At 55.4% G+C, this 21,062-nt stretch carries 22 protein-coding genes and 1 pseudogene; 12 read left to right on the top strand and 11 right to left on the bottom strand.

Annotation, left to right across the window (positions count from 1 at the left end; translation table 11 throughout):
• Positions 1 to 134: 134 nt before the first annotated feature.
• A complete protein-coding gene (locus GA0061103_RS32895; protein WP_092719853.1) occupies positions 135 to 2,438 on the bottom strand; it encodes a KAP family P-loop NTPase fold protein in 2,304 nt (767 codons plus the stop codon).
• A 234-nt stretch (positions 2,439 to 2,672) separates the two neighbouring features.
• On the opposite strand from GA0061103_RS32895, the pseudogene GA0061103_RS35705 reads away from it, so the two are divergent.
• Positions 2,673 to 3,025 (top strand): annotated as a pseudogene (locus tag GA0061103_RS35705) (IS66 family transposase); the annotation flags it as partial.
• 21 nt (positions 3,026 to 3,046) lie between these two features.
• On the opposite strand, the gene GA0061103_RS32885 reads toward GA0061103_RS35705, so the two are convergent.
• Positions 3,047 to 3,424, bottom strand: coding sequence for a hypothetical protein (locus tag GA0061103_RS32885; protein ID WP_208603603.1), 378 nt, complete (start codon positions 3,422 to 3,424; stop codon positions 3,047 to 3,049).
• A 292-nt stretch (positions 3,425 to 3,716) separates the two neighbouring features.
• Between GA0061103_RS32885 and GA0061103_RS32880 the strand changes: the two genes are divergently transcribed.
• Complete coding sequence (locus tag GA0061103_RS32880) at positions 3,717 to 4,109, top strand: GNAT family N-acetyltransferase (RefSeq protein ID WP_245304947.1); 393 nt, start codon at positions 3,717 to 3,719, stop codon at positions 4,107 to 4,109.
• Between the two features lie 41 nt (positions 4,110 to 4,150).
• Here the strand turns inward: GA0061103_RS32880 and GA0061103_RS32875 are convergent, their stop codons facing one another.
• Entirely contained in the window at positions 4,151 to 5,818 is a 1,668-nt protein-coding gene (locus tag GA0061103_RS32875) for an IS66 family transposase (protein ID WP_092719849.1), read from the bottom strand.
• 487 nt (positions 5,819 to 6,305) lie between these two features.
• Entirely contained in the window at positions 6,306 to 6,572 is a 267-nt protein-coding gene (locus GA0061103_RS32870; protein ID WP_092719847.1) for a hypothetical protein, read from the bottom strand.
• A gap of 235 nt (positions 6,573 to 6,807) precedes the next feature.
• Between GA0061103_RS32870 and GA0061103_RS32865 the strand changes: the two genes are divergently transcribed.
• Entirely contained in the window at positions 6,808 to 7,980 is a 1,173-nt protein-coding gene (locus GA0061103_RS32865) for a site-specific integrase (protein WP_092719845.1), read from the top strand.
• 26 nt (positions 7,981 to 8,006) lie between these two features.
• The gene (locus tag GA0061103_RS32860; protein WP_092719843.1) at positions 8,007 to 8,294 is read left to right on the top strand and encodes a hypothetical protein; all 288 of its coding nucleotides are present in this window, start codon (positions 8,007 to 8,009) and stop codon (positions 8,292 to 8,294) included.
• A 335-nt stretch (positions 8,295 to 8,629) separates the two neighbouring features.
• Here the strand turns inward: GA0061103_RS32860 and GA0061103_RS32855 are convergent, their stop codons facing one another.
• Positions 8,630 to 9,082: a hypothetical protein gene (locus GA0061103_RS32855; protein WP_141694501.1), complete on the bottom strand. Its 453-nt coding sequence runs from the start codon at positions 9,080 to 9,082 to the stop codon at positions 8,630 to 8,632.
• Positions 9,083 to 9,171: 89 nt separating this feature from the next.
• Here GA0061103_RS32855 and lepB point away from each other — a divergent pair, with 89 nt between their 5' ends.
• On the top strand, positions 9,172 to 10,032 hold the full coding sequence (lepB, locus tag GA0061103_RS32850) for a signal peptidase I (RefSeq protein ID WP_245304946.1): 861 nt from the start codon (positions 9,172 to 9,174) through the stop codon (positions 10,030 to 10,032).
• 18 nt (positions 10,033 to 10,050) lie between these two features.
• Here the strand turns inward: lepB and GA0061103_RS32845 are convergent, their stop codons facing one another.
• A complete protein-coding gene (locus GA0061103_RS32845) occupies positions 10,051 to 10,560 on the bottom strand; it encodes a GNAT family N-acetyltransferase (RefSeq protein WP_167376687.1) in 510 nt (169 codons plus the stop codon).
• A gap of 104 nt (positions 10,561 to 10,664) precedes the next feature.
• Between GA0061103_RS32845 and GA0061103_RS32840 the strand changes: the two genes are divergently transcribed.
• On the top strand, positions 10,665 to 11,351 hold the full coding sequence (locus GA0061103_RS32840) for a gamma-glutamyl-gamma-aminobutyrate hydrolase family protein (protein WP_092719836.1): 687 nt from the start codon (positions 10,665 to 10,667) through the stop codon (positions 11,349 to 11,351).
• A 166-nt stretch (positions 11,352 to 11,517) separates the two neighbouring features.
• Here GA0061103_RS32840 and GA0061103_RS32835 read toward each other — a convergent pair whose 3' ends face one another.
• Together GA0061103_RS32835 and GA0061103_RS32830 are read right to left on the bottom strand one after the other, a co-directional pair.
• Positions 11,518 to 12,159 carry an HAD-IA family hydrolase gene (locus GA0061103_RS32835; RefSeq protein ID WP_092719834.1) on the bottom strand — a complete coding sequence of 214 codons (642 nt, stop codon included), beginning with the start codon at positions 12,157 to 12,159 and terminating at the stop codon, positions 11,518 to 11,520.
• 140 nt (positions 12,160 to 12,299) lie between these two features.
• Positions 12,300 to 12,812, bottom strand: a complete 513-nt coding sequence (locus GA0061103_RS32830; RefSeq protein ID WP_092719831.1) for an NUDIX hydrolase — start codon at positions 12,810 to 12,812, stop codon at positions 12,300 to 12,302.
• Positions 12,813 to 13,358: 546 nt separating this feature from the next.
• Here GA0061103_RS32830 and GA0061103_RS32825 point away from each other — a divergent pair.
• The 3 genes from GA0061103_RS32825 to GA0061103_RS32815 all read left to right on the top strand — a co-directional run bounded on the left by GA0061103_RS32825 (position 13,359) and on the right by GA0061103_RS32815 (position 15,108).
• Positions 13,359 to 13,619, top strand: a complete 261-nt coding sequence (locus GA0061103_RS32825) for an antitoxin (RefSeq protein WP_092719829.1) — start codon at positions 13,359 to 13,361, stop codon at positions 13,617 to 13,619.
• Positions 13,616 to 14,020 (top strand): type II toxin-antitoxin system VapC family toxin, encoded by a 405-nt coding sequence (locus GA0061103_RS32820; protein WP_092719827.1) that lies wholly within the window; start codon positions 13,616 to 13,618, stop codon positions 14,018 to 14,020. The genes GA0061103_RS32825 and GA0061103_RS32820 overlap by 4 nt, the downstream gene beginning before the upstream one ends.
• Before the next feature lie 182 nt (positions 14,021 to 14,202).
• The gene (locus tag GA0061103_RS32815; RefSeq protein WP_092719825.1) at positions 14,203 to 15,108 is read left to right on the top strand and encodes a recombinase family protein; all 906 of its coding nucleotides are present in this window, start codon (positions 14,203 to 14,205) and stop codon (positions 15,106 to 15,108) included.
• Positions 15,109 to 15,287: 179 nt separating this feature from the next.
• Here the strand turns inward: GA0061103_RS32815 and repC are convergent, their stop codons facing one another.
• The 3 genes from repC to repA all read right to left on the bottom strand — a co-directional run bounded on the left by repC (position 15,288) and on the right by repA (position 18,908).
• Positions 15,288 to 16,502: a plasmid replication protein RepC gene (gene repC / locus GA0061103_RS32810; protein ID WP_092719823.1), complete on the bottom strand. Its 1,215-nt coding sequence runs from the start codon at positions 16,500 to 16,502 to the stop codon at positions 15,288 to 15,290.
• A 150-nt stretch (positions 16,503 to 16,652) separates the two neighbouring features.
• The gene (repB, locus tag GA0061103_RS32805; protein WP_092719820.1) at positions 16,653 to 17,627 is read right to left on the bottom strand and encodes a plasmid partitioning protein RepB; all 975 of its coding nucleotides are present in this window, start codon (positions 17,625 to 17,627) and stop codon (positions 16,653 to 16,655) included.
• Between the two features lie 57 nt (positions 17,628 to 17,684).
• The gene (gene repA / locus GA0061103_RS32800; RefSeq protein WP_092719818.1) at positions 17,685 to 18,908 is read right to left on the bottom strand and encodes a plasmid partitioning protein RepA; all 1,224 of its coding nucleotides are present in this window, start codon (positions 18,906 to 18,908) and stop codon (positions 17,685 to 17,687) included.
• A 509-nt stretch (positions 18,909 to 19,417) separates the two neighbouring features.
• On the opposite strand from repA, the gene trbB reads away from it, so the two are divergent.
• The 3 genes from trbB to GA0061103_RS32785 are packed head-to-tail and all read left to right on the top strand — an operon-like array spanning position 19,418 to position 21,061.
• A complete protein-coding gene (gene trbB / locus GA0061103_RS32795; RefSeq protein WP_092719815.1) occupies positions 19,418 to 20,395 on the top strand; it encodes a P-type conjugative transfer ATPase TrbB in 978 nt (325 codons plus the stop codon).
• The gene (locus GA0061103_RS32790; protein ID WP_092719813.1) at positions 20,385 to 20,762 is read left to right on the top strand and encodes a TrbC/VirB2 family protein; all 378 of its coding nucleotides are present in this window, start codon (positions 20,385 to 20,387) and stop codon (positions 20,760 to 20,762) included. The genes trbB and GA0061103_RS32790 overlap by 11 nt, the downstream gene beginning before the upstream one ends.
• Entirely contained in the window at positions 20,762 to 21,061 is a 300-nt protein-coding gene (locus tag GA0061103_RS32785; RefSeq protein WP_092719810.1) for a conjugal transfer protein TrbD, read from the top strand. Before GA0061103_RS32790 ends, GA0061103_RS32785 begins: the two co-directional genes overlap by 1 nt.
• The last annotated feature ends 1 nt before the right edge of the window (position 21,062 follow it).

Here is a 21,062-nt window from a genome sequence, read left to right as displayed (position 1 = left end):
TTCTGCGCGCTTACTGATATCAGATGGCCGCGTAAATGCGGGCACCTTTGAAGACGCACCGGAGTTTCGACCACCTGAAAACCTCTTCCACCGTCGCTTCCGTTTCTCATGGATAATTTTGCTTTGGACGCATTTTAAGGTGTCCGGCCCCTCCGTCGCTCACCAGGCTCGAGCGAACTCGTCAACACCTGTAACGCATGCCGCTGCTCGGTCGTCAGTCGCTCGCGAGTGACGAGAGGCAACCTCCGTTTCACCTCGTCTAACCCGATAAATTGATCGAGTGTATTGTGATCAAACTGCTCGACTTGCGACGAGACCAAGTCCCCCGCAGAATGAGTTATTCCAATCGACATTAACCGCGCGAGCAGCTGTGCGAAGCCTTCGTCAGTTTCGATTGCGATCTCAACCCAAGATCTCGGAGCATCCATGCCGCCAGTATAGTCGCGCCAGCGATAAAGGAGAGACACTAGATCAGGCTCAAGTAAGAAGGTTTCTACATCGGCCGACTGGTTGACAATTTGGCGGAGCCATTCCTCCTTCAACAGCCTAACCATGTTCTGATCTAGTTTCGGATCGGACTGAGAGCCTTCTTCCTGATCTTCGGGATCGTTGAGGTGAATTATTACCGCCGCGACTGACAAGGCACCAGTTACTTGCAGCGCGTTGAGAGTTTCAGACCCTCGTATTTCCCGGGGAATCCTATCAATGTACCAACTTATAGCGCGCCATGCTTTCACCCACGGCGAACTGAACGGATCTCCACGTTCGGCGACGAATTTCTGAGCAAACGCAAACATCGCCGGAAGCAGGACGCTTGCGTTCTCAACGGGCAGCTGCTCAACTCCATCATCCAACCGACCTGCAAGAGAGGCCGAGAGTCCACGTTGTTCGACACTCTCGAGCGCGTCTTGCAATAGTCCAGCATCTGTCGACGCGGCCAGGATATCCACGAACTCATTTTCCGATATCTCGTCAGTCCCGAGCTGCAGTTCAAAGTACCGCGCGAAAAATCTTTCGCTACAGACACGCTTGGCGTCTGACCAGCTCTTGTGCCAAGTGTCACCAAGACGCCTTCCGCCGAACGCCCATTCTGTTTTGGGGAAGAGAAGCTTGAACGCGGCTTCGACCGTCGATCGATTGGCTTCACTTGCTTTGTTGACCAACGCGGTAAGCTGAGTTCGATGGGCATCGTCTTCCCGATCGCCCCGGAAGCGGCCGGACTGAAATAGCAATTCCTGCTGTTGGGAGAGAGCCGCGTACAAATCAGGTTCGAAAACCTGAACTGCATTCAACACCAGGAAGTCAATGATATTGACCTCAAGCTCATTCTTCCCGACATGCAGCGGCAAGTGAATTGCCACTGATGACAAGAACCGCCGGGCATCCCGCAGGTTTTCAACGAAGGGCAGGATCGTTCCGAGAAGGGCATTGCCCCATCTAACCTGCTCAAAGCCGTTCTTTGATGTCGCATGCGGGGACGCAATCCGGCTGAGCTCGGCAGTGAGTATCTCGTGAACAGACGATTTCGATAGTGCGGGAAGGTCAAAGTTGGCTTGAACAATCTTCTTCAGGAAGTCTCGTCCCTGGCTATTTGCGATTGGGTCCAATGCGCTTTCAACGATACTGGGCTGAAAGAGGAGCACAAAGACAATATTGGGGAGATTGGCGTTTACCTTAATTTGACGAATCAAAACCCGGATTTGGTCCGGTTCCAAGCGGTCGATATCATCGACGAAAACTACCAGCGGTCGCTTCAAATTTCGCAAGCTATTTTCGAGCGCAGTGCGAATTTTATCTAGTGACTCAGACCATCTGTCTTTGCCGACGTAGGCAATGATGTGTCCGATGATCGGAACAACGATGCTAGCAATTGCCAAGACACCAGCAATCTTAGCAGCGGAGGGTAGCTCCAAACCGAGCGACGCTGCGATTGCAATTACCGAAGCATTCGCGAGGAGAAGCGATATTGAAGTTTGGTCGGCCCCCATTTTCTTAATCGAAGGCCCTGAGCCCGTGAGAATCGCGCCGTACCTTCGGAAGATCGAGGCACGCTTTCCAGCCTCCGTCGACAGCGGCCCGCCAAGTTCGTCGGCTATTTGCTGAAAGAGAGCCTTAGATATAGCGTCTCCGTCGCCCCATTGCCATGGATTGAAATCCATCCAGCGAGCACCAGACTCTCGCGCAGCCAGCTGCTCGATGACAAGGTTTTTCAAAGAAGATTTGCCTGTTCCCCATGCTCCGCGAATGGCAAATACCCTGCCCTCGTCGAGATTGAGCTGACTGAGTACGTCGGCGATCCGTTTGGCGAACGTGCTCCGACGCAAGAGATCCTGCGATGCTGTACGGATCGGAACATCGGAACCGATATCAGAATCGCGCGAAGAAGAAGGCTTGGCGGTGGCCTGCGGGAACCAGTTACTGAAAGGCTTGAAAATCATCCCAACGCTCTAAGGGTAACTAGTGACTTCTCAATTAAAGAGTTTCGGTGAATTGCCTGCGAGTTGATCGAGATTGTGAACCGCAAAGCGATCTTCTGCCGTTACAAACTCTCCCAAGACCTTATGTCAGCTTAACGCGACCTTCGCCTCGTCGGCTGTGGAAAAGCGATATTGCGCGAGCGACAAATAAATCATTCACAACTTTATCTTGGGTTCTGTCATTGCGGAGCGCATTTCCGACGACGGTTCGACAAGATCTTTACCATGCGCACCGGCTTATGATGGGCTCGACGCGCCTCTGGTACGGCTGCACCGCCGAAAAGACGAATTGCTTAAGGTGCTGGAATATCCCGACATCCCGTCGCATACCAAACCATCGGAGAAAGACCTGCGGACCTTCGTCACCGAGCGAAAAATCCCGGCGGAACGATGTCTAGTGACGGCCGCATTGCGCGCGACACCATGCTCGGCCTGATGAAGATCTGCAAGAAGCTCGAGCTTTCCTTTACCATTACCTCGGCGACCGGCTCGGTATTGCTTGCCAGATCATTCCGCCGCTGCCCAGGGCCATCCTCATGCGTGGCTGAACCCAGATTAACCCGATGAGGTCAGCTTGCCGGCGCCCGGCGATTGGCCCGGATCCATGCAGCATAATCTTCGTCGTTCAACGACAAAAATGGCGTCTCCCGCTCGACTTGTTCACGCACGTCCTCCTGCGTTATCCGGATCAGATGCGGCGAAATATTCCATTGCGTGCGGTCGTCGACTTGAATGCTCAACGTCTTGCGATTACGACGGACGACAATTCCGCTGACCAGCGTATTGTCCGGCCCTTCGAATATCACGCGACCGCCGATCTTGATTTGCCGCAGCGCTCGCACCGTCTTCTCCAGATCCAACAGCTGCAAACGCCCGACGATGCGGTCGTGCAGCGAGATCAGCGCCGCTTCATCTAGGCTGTCGATATCGATCTCATCCACTTCCACCGTGCCCCTCCCGTCGCTGATCGCGTTTATGCTCCACAGCCAAGTATGGTAGAAGAGCATCAACGGCACAATTGCCCACCAAACCAGCAGTGCCAGAAAATCAGCCCCTTTTAGTACGTGGAGCAGAATGGGTGGCGCCGCCGAATTTTCGGAGCGTGGTGCCGAACGTCATCAAGCACAGCTTTGCTGCTGTTCACCAATTGTGGTCATTGCAGTGACTTGCCAGGTGTGCATTCTTTAAGCGCCCGCTGCGTAATTGAGGTTGGAGGATGCAATGCTACGGAAAGCCAGCATGAGAGACATCCCGGCACTTAAAGCTATCCGGTCTGCTGTTGTTGAAAATGTTCTGAGCGATCCCTCAAAGGTTGTCGACAGTCACTATGAATGGTTTGTGGCAAATCCCGGCGTGATCGTGTGGGAGGAGCAGGGAGAAGTTGTCGGCTTTTCTGCCGCCGACCCTCGCGATGGCAACATCTGGGCTCTTTTTGTCGCTCCTGGTTACGAGGGAGAAGGGATTGGCACGGCCTTGCTTGCTGAAGTGTGTGCCGATTTAAAGTCCGCAGGCATCCGCCGTGCGTGGCTTACTACAGATCCGAACACGCGAGCCGAGCGATTTTATCGGGCCGCTGGATGGGACGCGGCTGGTCAGAAGGACAACGAACTGTTGTTCGAACTATTACTTTGAATATCGGATCAACGCGGCGGGTTGGTGTCCTCAAATCGCCGTCAGGCAGGCGCACCTACCAGCTCAGTCAGTGAGGGTATTTTTGATGCGCTAGTCTCCAGTCCAAGACGATCGCCGAGATAGTGATAAAATGAGATGCCGAGCTTCTGGCAGGTCTTCATCAGCCCGAGCATGGTGTCGCGTGCAATGCGGCCGTCGAGGCTAATGGTTCCACCGGAGATCTTGCGCCTGGTGACGAAGCTCCGCAAATCATTTTCCGACGCATTGGTATGCAGCGGAATATCTGGATGCTCCAGCACCTTGAGCAGTTCCCGCTTGCGCCGATGGAGGCGTACCAGCAGCCTATCGAGTTCATTGTAGCCGGTCCGTAAGGTGAAAATCCTGTCGAATCTGCGTTGAAACCCTTGAGCAGCATGCGGTGACGGCTGCTGTTTCCAAAACTTGAGCGCTTTATAGAAGCGCCAGACAAGATCACGGATCAGCGTGACGGACCGCACCTCCTTCGGCTTTGCCGGCATCAGTTTCTGCAGCAGTCGCTCCGCATGAATCCAGCACAGGGCGTGATTGCCGACACGGAACTGGCCGGCATCGTCAGAGACAATCGTGGTTTTGCCCAACAGGCCATGGTGTCGAATGGCGCCCCAGATGGTCGCCTCCGCAAGAAGGCGTACGAGCTGGCGATCGAAAATATCGATCTCCTTACCGGCTAGGTGCTCGAGGAAAGCCACCTGATCCACGAAGACAACGGGAGCATGCGTCTCGAGCTTTGCAATGATTGCGTGATCGGCGCCCTGTGTCTTAAGCCAACTCATCGCCTCATCATTGATGACATAGCCCTGATGACCCGATCGCAGGATCGACAGAAAGTTAAGCCGCGATTTCGACAGGCTGGTGCGAAAGACAGTAAAGCGGTCGCCGCCGATTTGCGTGGTGAAGGCGTTGCGTCTGTTGTGCCGGGCACCAGTATCGTCGACGGTGACGAATGGAGCCGACACAAGACCGGCATGCAGAACCGCACTGTCTTCGGCGACGAACGGCTTAAGGTCGGTGGTGAGCAAGCGGATGATCTGTCGCTTCGAAATCTCGACGCCGACGTCGCCCAGAATTGCGGCTAATCGTGGTGTCGTGACCTGTCCTTGCGCGGATAACGCCAGGCAAAGCCGGCGCAGATTACGACCAAAGCCGTTTGCAACACCATCCGGCAAAGGCGCGGTGATCATCTTGCCTTCTGGCGTTCGCCAGCGTTCGCGCCGATAATGCACAAGCTCTGCGATCAGCACCAGGTCGCGAACGAAGAAGCTCTTGTAGCCCTTGAACCGGGAGCCTTCAGGTGCTTCGGCCCTTAGCGTCACGATGCGCGTGATCCGGTTCTTGTCCCGCTTGGGGCCACGGGGCGATTTGCCAGTCGCGCGACCACCGCTGCCTGGTTCAGTCGCCTTATCCATGCCCGAGGGTCGAAACGGTGGCCGCGGCGGCAGTTTCTTCAGCCGCGCGATCTCGTCACGCAGTTGCTGGTTCTCGATCTTCAGCCGATCATTATCCAGATGTAGCTGGGCATTATCTTCTCTTAGAGCCGCATTCTCCAACCGCAGCGTTGCGACCTCGGCCTTCATCGTGTGGAGTTCTTCTACAAGCCCGCCGACGAGCCGGCGCATCGCCACCAGCGACAGCGTCTCAACATGCTCAACCGACGGCAGGCTCTTCTTCATGACGGGAAGGAATCATGATTTGCCCCTTCTTGGCAAACCCATCCGCCACCCATTCTGCTCCACGTACCCTTTTATCGGCGAAGTTTCTGCCCGTCCTTCTCATTAACTATATGAATTAACGATATTATTTTGCATTGTTAAAGCGAAATCGGCCATTACTTCCGTTGCTCAGACGGTGTTTTTCTGTGTCGATGACTATCGATAAGTATCAAGTATCGATAGTGATGGATTTCAGGCCGCAAAACCGTTATGTCAGTCATCGAGGATCGGCGGAAAAGCCGCAAATCCAAGCCTTTTGCGGCTTTTTCATTTTGGATCGGTGGAAAATTCTGTCTGATTGAGTGAAATAACACGCGCCTAGAATTGCCGGACCAAATTTAGCACAGTATTTGGTTACCACGGATGCATCGGGAGAACCTGAATGTCACGACAGGCATGGCCAAAATGGAACGGTGGCCCATCTTTGCGGCAATACGCACAGTGGATGCTACAACACGGCGATAACGTTCCATTCGACGCACATCGTCCCGCCAGCGAAGACGATCTGCTCGTACCCGATTACGGTGACTGGGCGGTCCGAGCCGCTCGCGGCATCATTGCCGAGTACGGGGACCGTGGAGCAGAATTCAATGAAGCTTTCCACCCAGAGCGCGTCGCCGAAGATACCCGGATCGAAATCATCGACGTAATGGCTGAGATCATACGTGAAGCCCTTCGACAGGAACAGGAGTCGGAGAGTTCTGCAAATTCTCAATGAACAGGCGCCGCTCCGCTGCGCCAGACGGAAGCCGCGTTCAGTTTGTCCGGTTTGCGGCCGTCCATGCGCACTCCTACCTAGAGCTACAAATCAGGCTAAAATTCCACTGATCCTGACCGATTCCGCTGGATTAGGATGAGCTACTATTGTTCCATAACAAAGACATGCAGTCCTTGGAATTAAGAAGAGCGACACGATAAAGTCGGGGCAAATCACAGCGCCAGAGCCAGCTATGCCGAAGCCTAAAACTCTCCCCTCCCCCGCCGATCCGGTGCTGCAGCGTGCCGAGGAACTCGATGCGCTCGACGCCATCCTGCCCTTCGCCCGCCGCGATCAGCTGGCGATCCTGCTGACGGACGAGGACGTCGCCACCTTGAAACATCTGGCCAAGGAGGGCATGGGCGCCAACACGCTGCGGGCGCTTGCCTCCGATCTCGGTTACCTCGAGGCCTGGTGCGAGTTTTCCACCGACACACCCCTGCCCTGGCCGGCGCCGGAAAGCCTGCTCCTCAAATTCGTCGCCCACCATCTCTGGGATCCGGTCAAACGTGCCGAGGATTCGTCCCACGGCATGCCGGCCGAGGTCGAGGCGGGATTGCGCGCCAAGGGCCTGCTGCGTGCCGATGGTCCGCATGCGCCCGACACGGTGCGCCGGCGGCTGACCTCCTGGTCGATCCTGACGCGCTGGCGTGGGCTGACCGGAGCATTCTCAATGCCATCCCTGAAAACCGCATTGCGCCTGGCCGTGCGCGCCACGCCGCGGCAACGCCGCCGTAAGAGCAAAAAGGCCGTCACCGGCGATGTGTTGGCAAAGTTGCTGGCCACTTGCGGCGGCGAGCGGCTTGCCGATCTCCGCGATCGCGCCCTACTGCTGACCGCCTTTGCTTCCGGCGGCCGCCGGCGCTCCGAAGTCGCCTCCCTCCGGGTCGAGGATCTGGTCGACGAGGAGCCGGTGCATGCCGATCCGAGGAATGCCGCCTCCCCTCTCCTGTCGTGCCTGACGATCAGTCTCGGCCGCACCAAGACGACGACGGCCGACGACCGCGCGCATGTCATCCTGATCGGCCGGCCGGTCGACGCCCTGAAACAATGGATCGAAGAAGCCAGGATCGACACCGGACCGGTGTTCCGGCGCATCGACCAATGGGGCAATATCGACCGGCGGGCGCTGACGCCGCAGTCGGTCAATCTGATCCTGAAGACGCGTTGCAGCCAAGCGGGGCTCGATCCAGAGGCATTCTCGGCGCATGGGCTGCGATCGGGCTATCTGACGGAAGCCGCCAATCGCGGCATCCCGCTGCAGGAGGCCATGCAGCAGTCCCTGCATAAGTCGGTGACGCAGGCGGCGAGCTATTATAACAATGCCGAAAGGAAGAGCGGACGGGCTGCAAGACTGCTAAGTTAGTTTGGAAATCAGTCCGGGATGAGCAGATGCGGTATTCAACCGGCCAGACGATAATGGTGGGCGATCACGTTAAGGTGGATGGCATGGCAGGGATCGTCGTCTGCGATTTCGACAATCGCGCCTTCGTGGCCGGCTATGGCGGCGGGGACAGCCCGGGCGCTGAGATGATAGGCGGCGGCACCCTGTCTTCCGGAATCATGGTCAACACGACTGAAGCGGGCTTGATTCACTACGAACAGGGAAGTGCGCACATCCTATTTGTTGAGGTGAGTGGCCTGCAGCCTCCTGGCGCCAAACTGAGATCAGAAGATTGATCCTCCGCTCGGCCCGGAACCAGACTACCGCCACCGCGATGATCGGGGCCCCGGGCTGACCTCGTTGTCTATTCTAACCCGTTGGCACTGAAGGATGCCAAAGCTTCCTTCGCGGAATGTTCCGCGAACCTAAGCATGGTGAAAACGACCGACTACTTACTTGGCGATACCACCGCGGGCAGTTTTGGAACGGTCTCCCTCTCACTCACGACCTTAGCGATCCAACTGGCGGGCACTGCGTTCGCAGTTTCAGTCGGCAACGCGGCCTGTGCGGCAAATACAGCGAGCACGACAGCAAGATAGGTCAAAGTCAATTTTCCCATTGGGGTGCTCCTTCAGTCCTTGTTGAGTTCTGCTAGACGAGCACGGCCGGAAACCGTGAGAACGTAGGTATTGTGGGGTCCCTTCTCGAAGAGCCCGAAGTGTACGAACGCTTCCAAGGCAACGTCGAGCTCCTTTTTAATGCGCTTCGCCGTGTTGTTGTGAGTGGTAAGGCCCTTCTCCTTGTCCAGACGTTTCAGTTCTTGCAGAGATAAGCCATGAGCCTCCAGCTCAGCTTCCGCCCATTCCTTCCAGATTTCAGTGCGGTCGATGCGCCCATCTAGTTGCTCTGCCGCGATGAAAGCCAGTCCTGCGAAGGTGGCACCAACCTCAATATCGCCGATCACGCGGCTTGGCCCTGAGGGGCCAGCCTTTTTCGTGAAGTCCCATGGATTTTCACGGAGCAATTCGGTGGCGATCTTGGACCACGCATCGGAAAATCTGCCCAAGCCCTGCATCGGTGTCACGGTAGGCTCCTAGACTGGCGATCTCGAGAATCTAGCGACAGAACATGCAGCCCGCTAGATACACTTTTTTTGGATTTGCGGCACTTTTCTTGGACACGCATCCTGCTCTTGCCGAACATTTCGAGGCGGCAGAGAAGGAACGAAGACCGATGATCACATCAAACCGACGCAGTGACCGGTCAAACACCGGCTCCGGCAAGAAGTCCTCAAGAGACTGGAGCGTTGGTGAATCGATCAAGATTATCTTGCAGTCCCTGATGATCGCGCTCATTATCCGCAGCGTTTTGTTCCAGCCCTTCACCATCCCATCCGGTTCGCTGATCCCTACACTATTTGTTGGTGACTACGTGATGGTGTCGAAATTCAGCTACGGCTGGTCACGCTTTTCCGTGCCCTTTATCTCTGATTTCCTGCCGGCCGGACGCTTCTGGGCCGCCACACCCAACCGAGGCGATGTTGCTGTATTCAAGCTGCCGTCCGACCATTCCACCGATTTCATCAAGCGAGTGATCGGTCTCCCGGGGGATCACATTCAGATGAGAAGCGGGCGCCTGTTCATCAATGGCGTCATCGTGCCGCGCGAAGCTGACGGCACATTCCCGGTTAAAGATGGATCGGGCCGAATTTTTGCAGCGCCACGTTATGTCGAGACGCTGCCAAATGGCGTCAGACACCTCGTGATCGAGGTTGATGGCGACACAGGTGAATATGACAATACACCGGAATTCGTCGTTCCCCCGGGTCAATATTTCATGATGGGCGATAACCGGGACAATTCCGACGATTCCCGCATCATCGGGCCTGTGCCGTTTGAGAATTTCGTTGGCAAGGCTCAGGCTATATTTTTCTCGATAGGCTCCGATCCAAGCGATACAAGCACCTCGGCGCTGAAATTCTGGGAATGGCCATCGGCAATACGCATCGAGCGCTTCTTCAAATTTATCCATTAATGAGCGACCTGGTCCCTGCTACAAGCCGCTCGGAAGGTTGCCCTGTAGCGGACGCTCCATCAGGTTCATCATTTTCCCGTTCATGAACGTGGTTCCGACGGAAGCAAAGCCGTTCTTCTCGTAATAGGCAATTAGCTTTGAGCTGGAGAGTGAGCAATCCAGTCTGATATTCGCTAAGCCGCGTTCTCGTCCCATGCCGGCAATTTTTTCGATGACGGTTTTGCCAATTCCATTTCCGGCCTTGTTCCGGCAAACCGCGAAGGTGTGCAGATAGATGCTGTCGCCGGTTTCTTTCTCACCCCAATACGGACGATCCTCTAACAGGATTCGAAACGCGGCGACCGGTTGGCCGCCCATATAGGCAAGGAACAACTCGCGGCGCTCGATCCGAGGCAGCATCCACGCGTCATCGAAGGGATAATTCCAGCCCTCCGACCCACGCGCCTTTTGCCACGCACTGGCCTCCTCCAAAATCTCCGAGAAGTGCGCTCGAATTTCAAGATCCACCGGACGAATGTCAATTTTCATGTCGATATCGCTCGTCAATCGCGCCATGAATCGGCAACTATGCTGTCTTGATCCGAAGCGTGCTCAAAAACAGTATCAAAACGACTAAGGCAGAACCCGATCCCATGCACCAGCCCCGCATCGCCATCATCCTCGATGAGAACACCAGCACGGGCGGAACCCGTTACGAAGCGGCAAAGGGCTATTTCCGCGGAGTGAGCAAAGCGGGAGGTCTTCCCTTTGGCATTCCATATCTTCCTGAGATCGTCGACATCGTTTTGAACGAGTTCGATGGCCTGGTCTGCGTCGGTGGCCGGTTTGCTTATCCCGATGATTGGTACATCGCCGGTGAGATGTCCAAAGCCCCGCCATCGGAACGTCTCGAAGTCGAAAGGGCAATCATCGAGGGCTTTCTCGAGAGGGACAAACCGATCCTCGGCATATGTGCTGGCATGCAGATGCTCGCTTGCCTGAACGGCTGTCTGCTCACGCCCGATCTACGCGCGTCCTTTCCGAATGCCAATGAACACGACAAACGAGATCACCTTCATCCGGTTGAGATCGTCCCGGAATCCCGCCTGGCAACGATCATTGGTGAGCGTCGTATCGAGGTGAACTCCTATCATCGTGAAGCGGTTGCGCAATTATCACCAGCCGTTCTTGCAAGCGCCTACGCTGAAGATGGTATCATCGAGGCCGTCGAAGTCGTTTCCAACTCGTTCGCGATTGGCCTGCAATGGCACCAGGAGTTATTCGCTGACGCGCACCATCCAGGCAACGCAGTGTTTCGTGGGCTCGTGGAAGCAGCATGAGAGAGCTCGTATCGCATACGAGCTGGATCTACGGCAGGTACTACTTGGATCACCAACGCGCCGGAGGGGTTTCTCGAGCTTTGCTTCGATGTGAGCCTAGAGTTTCCGCTTTAATCGAGCGTCACTAGCACGGAGATTTCAAAGCCGAGCACTGAGCTTTTAATATTCACTCGCTTTGCGACAGCAGCTCGACTATCCAAGGGTGACGGGCACAGTCGCTTACATCTTGATATAGAACCCCCTCCCAACCGAACGCGTTAGCGGCCTCCACCACCGCCTCGGAGTCATCGAAGAAAAGTGGCGGCTCAGACTGGGGGCCAAGAAGGTCCGAAGCACGGGCAAAAAATCCGCGACCCGGTTTCAACTCGCCAAACCTTGCCGCATGAAACATGTCGTCGAACAGGTTTTCAAAGCCATGGCGATTCCAGAGATGGAAGGCCCGCATGTGTTCCTGATTAGTCGCGACATACAGGCGGACCAGTCCTGCCCGCCGAATCCGGCGGACAAGTTCCAACAATTGCATGTTGATGTTGCTGTCCCGATTGAGCCAGTAGCTTGCGACGACAAATGGCGAGCCGTGGAAACCCAAGCGCGGAAGGGTTTCTTCGAGAGCTGAAATCAGCGCCTTCCGACCGGTCAGAACTTCCTTTTCAAACACCTGCTTGATGAAGAGTTCGGTGAATGCGGTGGAGTCGATGCCAAGATCAGCCAGCAAATGCTTATCCCAGCGCCTGCGGCGATGCAACTGCTCTGTGTAGCCATGAATGAGGACGCCATCGACATCAAAAAGCACTGATCGCAACATCATTTCCTCTGAGTTTCCGTCCTCTTAGATCGAGAATGCCCCCAAGGGTCGCCGCCCGGATCAAAGTGAGATCGGCGATCGGCGGCGCACGAACCCGGTAGACACCACCTCAGCGCGAATCTCGAATTTTCACTCGCATCTTTCTATTCCCAAGGCTTGAAATTGACGAGCAAGGATTTCAGCTCGATCTCGCCCACGCGCCGAGCCGCCTCATCAGGACTAACCCATTCAAGTATACGCTGCCCCCGTTCCTTGAACTGGGTTTCGATCTCTCGAACCTCTACCTGAAACATTTCGACCACGCATGGGACGACTTCGCCACCCTCGAGATTTTTCATGTAGGTATAGCGCCCGATCGGCATCTTTCTCACCCTGCCCCGAACGCCGGCCTCCTCCCATGCTTCTGTCGCTGCCGCTTCGTGAGGCTCTTTGCCTCTCATCGGCCACCCCTTCGGAACGATCCACCGCCCGCTGTCGCGCGAGGTGATCACAAGGACTTCGATCTCGCTGCCGCCATTCTTGCGGCGAAAGCACAGAGCGCCATACTGGTTGTAAAACGCCTTTTGGGACAGCTTGTCAGGAGTCCGAGCAAGCTGTTGCAACAAATGCTTTGACTGCGGTGTGTCAGGCTTTCTGCCGTGCTTCTTTGATTTCATGACAGATAAATTGTCAGAACTCCGCCATCGCCTCAATTATCGCTGTACGGCTTACGCAATTTTCCGGCCACCTGATTGAGCAAAGGCCACTATCAAAGAGCCTCCCTCGGCAGAAAACTCTTGATTTGAGGCATCTATGGGCAATGTGACTATGAGAAGATGCCTCTAGAAACGCCTACAAAGGATCGTTTATCTTCGTCTTGTGCATTTGAACAAACCTCTTACCAGCTGCTCAAATTCCGAATATCGATGGCTCTCGGAAGACGGTTTCCCCAAAAAATCACGCACATCCGCCCTTTCCTCCGTAAAGGGCCATACGGACGCATTGGTGTTCTGACGACGCACAAGTCATCCAAGACCCAAAATCGCGTTCCACGGCCTTCTGTGTAAGTTAAAAAATCAGCGAGTAAGCCGCTAAAATAGCAGACCCTGGTTGTAACCAGCCTATTCACGCGCTTCGCTGCCCACAAATCTTCATGTTCTCATCTTGAAGCCAACGCAATGGCTCTGTATATACATTCGTGTGTATACTTGGAGGAAGCAACTATGCCTCATCTCACCCGAGTTTTTCAGGCCGGCAATTCGCAGGCCGTTCGCCTGCCGAAAGAATTCCGCTTCAATGTCGAGCGCGTGGAAATCACGCAGGAAGGCGATGCATTGATCCTTCGCCCGCATATCGAAACCAAAGAAACGTGGATGTCGCTGAAGGCGGCGTTGGCCCGCGGCTTAAGTGACGATTTCATGGCGGACGGCCGCCAAGAGCCTGAGCAACAAGATCGGCCGGACCTTGACGCGGTGTTTTCGTGATTTCGCATGTTCTCGATACCAATGCTGTGATCGCATTGATTGGCCGCGGATCGGATCTACTGGTCAAGCGTATCCTTGACAGCAGACAGGGCAGTATCGCCCTCTCCTCGATCGTCGTCTACGAGCTTTACTTCGGAGCTCACAAAAGCGCGAAGGTTCAACATAATCTCGAAACCCTGCGTCTGCTGCTCGCCGACTTTCCGGTTCTTGATTTTGACCAGCGTGACGCCTTCGTCGCTGGAGAGATTCGGGCAACCCTTAACGCCAAGGGCACGCCGATCGGTCCCTATGACCTATTGATCGCCGGACAGGCCAAGGCTCGTGAACTCACGGTTATTACAAACAATATCAAAGAATTTGAGGGGATCGAGGGCCTGCGCGTAGAAGATTGGACACAGTGAGCGCACCCAAGTCACCTCGCTTGTCCGCAAGTAGGCCCTGGCGCATTGGATCGGTGCGCATAACAGATAAATCTCTTTCGGTTGAAGAATATGTCGATATTTGACGATTTTATCGACATGATTCTGCTTCATGTCGCCAGCATCGACATGTCATCCTGGCGAAAAATTGCAGGGCCGTTTGCATGAACAAATCAAAACAAAGCAGGTTGATCGGCTATGCTCGCGTCTCAACGGAGGAGCAGGCAACGGAAGCCCAGGAAATCGAGCTGCGCTCGGCCGGCTGCGACGCTATCGTACAGGAGTATGGTTCTGGTGCATCGCGTACCCGGCCGGCACTGGCAAAGCTGATCCGCGAGATCAATGCAGGCGAGACGCTCGTCGTTGTCCGTCTCGACCGTCTGGCGCGCTCTGTCAGCCATCTCTTGTCCGTGATAGAGGACCTGACGGCAAAGGGGGCGCATTTCCGATCGCTGCGGGATCCAATCGACACCACGACGCCTCAGGGAATGTTTTCGCTGCAAGTCCTTGGCGCGGTAGCCCAGCTCGAACGGGCGCTGATCTCCGAACGAACGAAAGCGGGCATCAAGGCGGCTAAATCCAAGGGCAAGCTACCGGGCAATCCTGGCATTCGTGAGCGCCGCCCGGAAATGCTCGTCAAGATGACCGCTGCACAGAAATCCGCATATGGAGAGCGCATCCAGCTCGAAGCCCAAAAGTGGCTCCCGACAGTTCGCCGAATGCGTCCAGACCATACCTGGGACGAAATTGCTCGCGTCCTGAAGCAGCGCGGTATCGACTGGACACCCAAACGGCTCCAGCGGGCGGTGAAGTGGCTGGTTGTCGAGCACCTTGCTGATCCGGCGTTGCTCAAGAAGTCTCCCCCTCGCCCGCCCGAAGACCGGCTGATGACCCTCATCGCGGGTATGTATTCGTCCAACACTGAAATAACCGTTCGGGAAATCGCCAATCAACTTGAGCGCCTTCACGAACGCACGCCCCGCGGCGGCATAAAATGGTCCCCCTCCTCCGTCAAAAACCTCCTCGATCGAGCGAAGAAAATCGGGCTCGTTGACGCTGACGGCGAATAGTCAAATCATCAGTTACGTGAATCTGCCGCTCCGAGCTGGAACGAGCCAACGGGAAGGAAAAGACCATGGAAACCCTTACGGACGAGCACCGCACCCATTTCGCGTAACGGACAATGCCCGGGAAAATCGAACGAACATTGAGGCTCCAGGTTTTCGGCATCCAAAGCTTTCTCACTCCGCTACGCAGATTTCCTGTCGCCGCCGGCATTCGTTTTGAGCAGTGCCATTAGCATCGGCCCAAGCCCGAATTCGCCGCGCGCCGCTTTCCGAGTGAGATCGCGCAGATATCCGCCAGCCGAGTTGATGTGCCCTGCCCTCTCCAGAATACAGGCGATCGCCGTCGCCGCGTTTTCCGGCCCCATCACGTCGCAGGCATCCTGATAGGCCGAAGGACTGACCCCGAGGGTCGACCGGACCACCACCGCCGCACTCATCAGCTCCCGCCAATGGTTGATTGCTCCTCCCGGCCCGTACATCGCGATTTCGGGGCAAGCCCGTAGCACCATGCTCAATGGGAACGGCTGTCTCGGTTCGACCATTCGTTTCGGTTGTTCCGCCGGCTTCTCGCCCTGCTCTTTTTCAGAGCTAGGTTCAAGTTCATGGATGGATTCGGGTTTTGAATTCTGTATGTGACAACCATTTTGGATAGCATTGCTATCCATATTTTGGGAATTTTCCTGAATTTCCAGTCGGTTGACGATCTCTTCGCGCAACAATTCCATTTCTTCGAGGATCGAGGTGAGATCCGAGACGATCGGCGAACGCGGAATCCGAGCAATAAGGTCGATAAACAGCGCCTCGATGTGACGCCAGTCGCCAGGAGCACCCTCTTCCATAGCAGCCGTGATCAGCTTGCGGACATCACGCCGGCAGATTGTCAGAGCTTCTTTCGCAACGCGGAAGCGCTTGCGTTCCGCGGCCACCTGCTGCGCGGCATGCGCCAGTTCTTCCGCACGCGCCAGCAATGGAGCCAGGCTAAAGCCAAAGGCATCCTCGATCGCGCCAGATCCGTCCTTGCGGGCATAACGCTTACCATTGGCACTATCCTTGCGCTGGATGAGGCCCGCTTCGACAAGCGCTGCGAGGTGCCGGCGCAAAGTCGTCCCGGCGATCCCGTGCGCTCGCACGGAAAGCTGATCGTTTGACGGAAAGACCACGAGCCCACGATCTGCTGAAAGCTCGTTGTCTGGATAGAATGTCAGAAGCGCATCGAGAACCGCCAATGCGCGGTCCTGGATACCGAGAACTTCCCTCGCCTCGCAAGCATCGCGAAACACTTTCCATTTCTCGACCGTCTTGCCTGATTTGATTTCGGCCGTCTTCATTTGCCCTCTGATCTGGGCAAGTGAAATCGACCGCCGCCCAAAGGGCGTCGTCACACTTCCACTCTGCATTTTCTTCACCTTTCAAAAGGCAAAAGAAATCTGCTCACCAAAACGATGCCAAAGACTCTTGACTACGATTCGTGGAAATGCGATTCTCAGAGTGCTTAGTTCGGAGAGAGGCTTCCACGGGCGACCGTTTGGGGGCCTTTTTCTTTTACATCATTCTCCTTTGGTTAGCTCATCAAGGAATTGCGCATACAGCGCATCCAAATTGCGTGATAAAAAGTCGCCGAAGCGTGTAGCGTTTCTAGCTTTCATAGAAATAGCGAAACCCTTGCCGCTGGCCTTGATGTCGACAACGACACCCTTGTCTTCCGGCTCCCATCTCGCTTGCGATCGCGTCGGCGCTTCTTTTTTGACTACTCGAGCCGATTTATTCAGAGATCCATAGAGCGCAAGAAAGCGATCGTCCGAAACAAGGCGCCCGAAACTCTCCTCTTTAATTGCCTCATGTACTCGCTCGTTGTTGGAAGATTTTCCTACAAGCAACGAAAGCTCTACCCAACGTTCGCGGCCAATACCCGGCGCGTCGCCAATTGCGTGAACCACATTTAATGGAATACGTTCGGTAACAGAGAGCATTTTCGAGACAGCGGCAGCGTTTGCCGCCAGAGCCGATGAAATTACGTCTCTATCATACCCCAGCCCCTCAAGCCGACTTGCAAAAAGAGCACGTTCAATGAACGTCAGGTTTGCTCGTGCGGAGTTTTCCTGCCCTTGCGCGATAACATGAGTGCGATCATCAATTGACTTTACAACGGCCTTCACCGTCCGCCCGAGTTCACGCGCTGCTCTCAGTCGGCGATGGCCGAATACGACCTGATATCGGCCTTCCTCGGTCGAGTGTGGGCGCAGAAGTATAGGCGTGTCCTGACCGCGAGAACGAATTGCTTCTACAAGCTCGCGAAAGTCGTCATTATCCTGAGCTAGGCGATCCTGAACGAAAGAATCGTCTACAAGACTCGGGTCAATGTCGAGAACCACTTCACCCTCGAGATATTTGTCGGCTTGTTTAGCCAATTCATCGAGAGAGCGAACCAGTGACTTTCCCGCTCCTCGCATTGGATAGGCAGCTACATTAACGTGATCATCCTGAAGATCAGCTAGGCCCTCAAGGAGGTTCTTCCGCGCCATTCTTTCAACTCCACTAACCTTAGCCTATTGTAATTTCTCTAGAAAAGGCCGTTTTTGTCAGCTGACAAATCGACGTCCCCAGGATTGATGAATTAGATCCGCAATTTCGCTGTTCACAGCATCAAGCGACTCAAGCGCACGATCATAAGTACCTCTGTTCATGGACGAGCGCTCAACCTCATAGAGGGTTTGCTTCGTGATTCCCGCATCAGACACCGCAGTCGATTTCAGCATCTGATTTTTCATCATGAACTCATGAAACATGCTGGACATAAACCCGACCATTTGCGCCTGTGGCACGTCAGTAGGTTCGTAACGCGTTATAAGGTATCGGTACCATGAAAGATTGACTTCCGCGCCCGCCGCGCGAATGGGCTTGAGGATGCCGCCAAGCATCAGCAAAAACTGACCCATGGACATTACATCAAGCATCTGAGGGTGGATGGTGATCAACACACTTGTCGCACTCGTCAGTGCCGTCAACGTCAAATAACCAAGCTGAGGCGGACAATCGATCACAACGACATCGTATTTGTCTTCTACTTGCGCCAATGCACGTGAGATGCGTGTGAAGAAGGTCCTGCCGTCATTAGACGACTTGTCAGCCATCGCTAACGGAGTGTCGTATTCATATTCCTGCAGATCCAGATTCGCTGGTACGATATCTAGTCCGGGAAAATTGGTCGGCCGTATAATGTCGATAAGAGACTTCCTCTCACCGTCGTACCGGATAGCATCGTAAATCGACGCAACCTGATCAAGTTCTGGTTGGAAGCCGTGCAATGAAGACAGGGAAGCCTGCGGGTCGAGGTCGACTGCCAAAACGCGGTGCCCAGTCAAGGCGAGATATTGAGCAAGGTGAGCCGCAGTGGTGGTTTTTCCAGAACCACCTTTAAAGTTCACAACAGCGATAACTTGAAGCTTCTCGCCCGGACGGCGATGCGGTACATACATGCGGCTTTCCGAGCGCCCATGATGATCTAGGTACTCTCGCATTTCCAGCATCTGCTCCGCCGTATAGGATCGTCGGCCCGACGTTGAGGTTTGCGGAGAGGGGCCTTTACCTTCGAGGTGAAGCTTCTTGAGCGTACTTTGCGAAACCCCGAGATAATTTGCCACTTCGGCCAAGCTAAAAGACCTAAGCGTCTTCTTTGCGTTCGGAGGAAACCTCTGTACGCTGAGCAAATGCAGTTTCTTCGAAATCAGGTCACCCTGCTCAAGGATTTGATCCTCGAAATTTGCGGCGACCACTTGATGCGTCGAAGCCAGATTAGCGTTCATAGGCGACATGCTCTCAGATAACGATTTTTTGCCAGAAATGGCACTCTAACCGTTATTATCTGCGATTCGCAGTTATCAGCAAGGAGTTTAAAGTTAACAGATCCTTAGTGCGTGCTTTTCAAGATCCACAAAAGGACCCTATGTGTTTAGGCTTTTTGTAATTAAATCTGAAGCTTAAGGGTTCTTCGCGTGCGCGACTGTTCGTTTTCTGTTTACCTGTGAATCTGACAATGAATGCTACCCATCGCCCTGCCAACCAAACGGCAGCGTCCTAGGATATCACCCGACTCACTTACCAAAAACATTGTCGAATCTTACAACTGCCCGCCGCCTCCGATCCATGCTCAGCTGCCCACCGATTCTTAACGACGGAGAGCCGCATGCGTTTTGTCCCAAATTTCACGATCTCTAGCCTGCGAGAAACAACACTTCTCACGCAACAACACAGACAGCGATCAAAAGTCCTGCAGCGCTTGGTCATCCGTCGCGTATCGTAGCGGGGGAACCAAATGAGCCAGCTTCGCTCCCATCCGCGGCTTGTCCGCAAACTTCAGGAAGCCCTAGGCGATCAGCTTTGCGTGGCCCTGGACGATCCGACCGTCGTGGAGATCATGCTCAATCCGGACGGAAGGCTTTTCATCGAGCGCCTCGGCCATGGCATCGCTGCCGCCGGCGAGTTGTCTCTCACCTCGGCAGAGATGATCATTGGCACGGTCGCGCACGCCCTTCAGTCGGAAGTCGACACGGAGCAACCGATCATATCTGGCGAACTCCCGATCGGCGGCCATCGATTCGAAGGGCTGCTGCCTCCGGTGGTCGCGCGCCCGGCATTCACCATCCGTCGCCGTGCCTCCCGTCTCATTCCGCTCGAGGACTACGTCCGCTCCGGCATCATGACGGACTATCAGGCCTCGACGATCCGTAGTGCGATTTCCGCCAGGCTGAACATCATCATTTCCGGGGGAACGGGCTCCGGCAAGACGACGCTTGCAAACGCAGTGATCGACGAGATCGTCAAGTCTGCGCCGGAAGACCGCCTTGTCATTCTCGAGGACACTGCCGAAATCCAATGCGCGGCCGAAAACGCCGTCCTTCTGCACACCAGCGATACAATCGACATGGCGCGGCTGCTCAAAAGCACCATGCGCCTACGCCCCGACCGAATTGTCGTGGGCGAGGTCCGCGATGGCGCAGCGCTCACATTGCTGAAGGCCTGGAACACCGGTCATCCCGGCGGTGTCGCCACCATCCACTCCAACACGGCCATGTCGGCCCTGCGGCGCCTCGAGCAGTTGACCGCCGAAGCCAGCCAGCAGCCGATGCAAGACGTGATCGGCGAAGCCGTAGATTTGATCATTTCCATTGAGCGAACGCCTCGTGGTCGCCGCGTCCGGGAGATCATCGAGGTCGAGCGCTACGCCAACGGCCAGTATCAGATCGAATCCGGAGAGCTCACGGAAGAAGAGGAGGCGCGCCATGTCGCGTAGAACTGCAACCTTCATCATCGGGTTGCTCGCAGCGCCCGTCATTCTAGCGACGGTCACGCCGGCTCTTGCCAGCTCCGGCGGCAGCCTTCCATGGGAAGGCCCTCTCGAACAGATCCAGCAATCCATTACGGGTCCGGTCGCAGGCTATATCGCGCTTGCAGCCGTCGCAATCGCCGGCGGCATGCTGATCTTCGGCGGTGAGCTCAACGATTTCGCGCGGCGACTGATGTACGTGGTGCTTGTCGCCGGTATCCTGCTTGGCGCCACCACCATCGTCGGGCTGTTCGGTGCGACGGGTGCGTCGATCGGATTGCCAGATAACCAGGCGATCGCTCAAGGGCAGACTGTCCTCGGGGAGGGGAGCTGATGGCAGAATCTCTTTCCGGCCTTCGGCGCAATCGCATCCATCGTGCCCTGTCGCGTCCCAACCTGTTGATGGGCGCAGACCGCGAACTGGTGCTGATCACCGGGCTTGCGGCGGTCATCCTCATCTTCATCGTGCTCACCATCTACTCGGCAGTCTTCGGAATCGTCGTCTGGATCGTCTTCATTGGTGTGCTCAGGATGATGGCAAAGTCGGACCCGCTGATGCGGCAAGTCTATATCAGGCACATTTCCTACAAGTCTAATTACAAGGCGACCGCCTCGCCCTGGCGCCGATATTGAG

This window comes from Martinezella multihospitum, from assembly GCF_900094585.1.
Classification (GTDB): domain Bacteria; phylum Pseudomonadota; class Alphaproteobacteria; order Rhizobiales; family Rhizobiaceae; genus Rhizobium; species Rhizobium multihospitium.
Note: the sequence above shows the minus strand (reverse complement) of the source record. Positions and strands in the feature narration are given on the sequence as shown.

Coding starts and splice junctions, on each gene's coding strand:
- GA0061103_RS32895 (WP_092719853.1), bottom strand. CDS start 2,438: ATGATTTTCAAGCCTTTCAGTAACTGGTTCCCGCAGGCCACCGCCAAG.
- GA0061103_RS32825 (WP_092719829.1), top strand. CDS start 13,359: ATGCCTCATCTCACCCGAGTTTTTCAGGCCGGCAATTCGCAGGCCGTT.
- GA0061103_RS32785 (WP_092719810.1), top strand. CDS start 20,762: ATGGCAGAATCTCTTTCCGGCCTTCGGCGCAATCGCATCCATCGTGCC.
- GA0061103_RS32860 (WP_092719843.1), top strand. CDS start 8,007: ATGCGGTATTCAACCGGCCAGACGATAATGGTGGGCGATCACGTTAAG.
- GA0061103_RS32875 (WP_092719849.1), bottom strand. CDS start 5,818: ATGAAGAAGAGCCTGCCGTCGGTTGAGCATGTTGAGACGCTGTCGCTG.
- trbB (WP_092719815.1), top strand. CDS start 19,418: ATGAGCCAGCTTCGCTCCCATCCGCGGCTTGTCCGCAAACTTCAGGAA.
- GA0061103_RS32880 (WP_245304947.1), top strand. CDS start 3,717: ATGAGAGACATCCCGGCACTTAAAGCTATCCGGTCTGCTGTTGTTGAA.
- GA0061103_RS32845 (WP_167376687.1), bottom strand. CDS start 10,560: ATGAAAATTGACATTCGTCCGGTGGATCTTGAAATTCGAGCGCACTTC.
- GA0061103_RS32815 (WP_092719825.1), top strand. CDS start 14,203: ATGAACAAATCAAAACAAAGCAGGTTGATCGGCTATGCTCGCGTCTCA.
- GA0061103_RS32840 (WP_092719836.1), top strand. CDS start 10,665: ATGCACCAGCCCCGCATCGCCATCATCCTCGATGAGAACACCAGCACG.
- GA0061103_RS32835 (WP_092719834.1), bottom strand. CDS start 12,159: ATGATGTTGCGATCAGTGCTTTTTGATGTCGATGGCGTCCTCATTCAT.
- GA0061103_RS32865 (WP_092719845.1), top strand. CDS start 6,808: ATGCCGAAGCCTAAAACTCTCCCCTCCCCCGCCGATCCGGTGCTGCAG.
- repA (WP_092719818.1), bottom strand. CDS start 18,908: ATGAACGCTAATCTGGCTTCGACGCATCAAGTGGTCGCCGCAAATTTC.
- GA0061103_RS32790 (WP_092719813.1), top strand. CDS start 20,385: ATGTCGCGTAGAACTGCAACCTTCATCATCGGGTTGCTCGCAGCGCCC.
- repB (WP_092719820.1), bottom strand. CDS start 17,627: ATGGCGCGGAAGAACCTCCTTGAGGGCCTAGCTGATCTTCAGGATGAT.
- repC (WP_092719823.1), bottom strand. CDS start 16,502: ATGCAGAGTGGAAGTGTGACGACGCCCTTTGGGCGGCGGTCGATTTCA.
- GA0061103_RS32830 (WP_092719831.1), bottom strand. CDS start 12,812: ATGAAATCAAAGAAGCACGGCAGAAAGCCTGACACACCGCAGTCAAAG.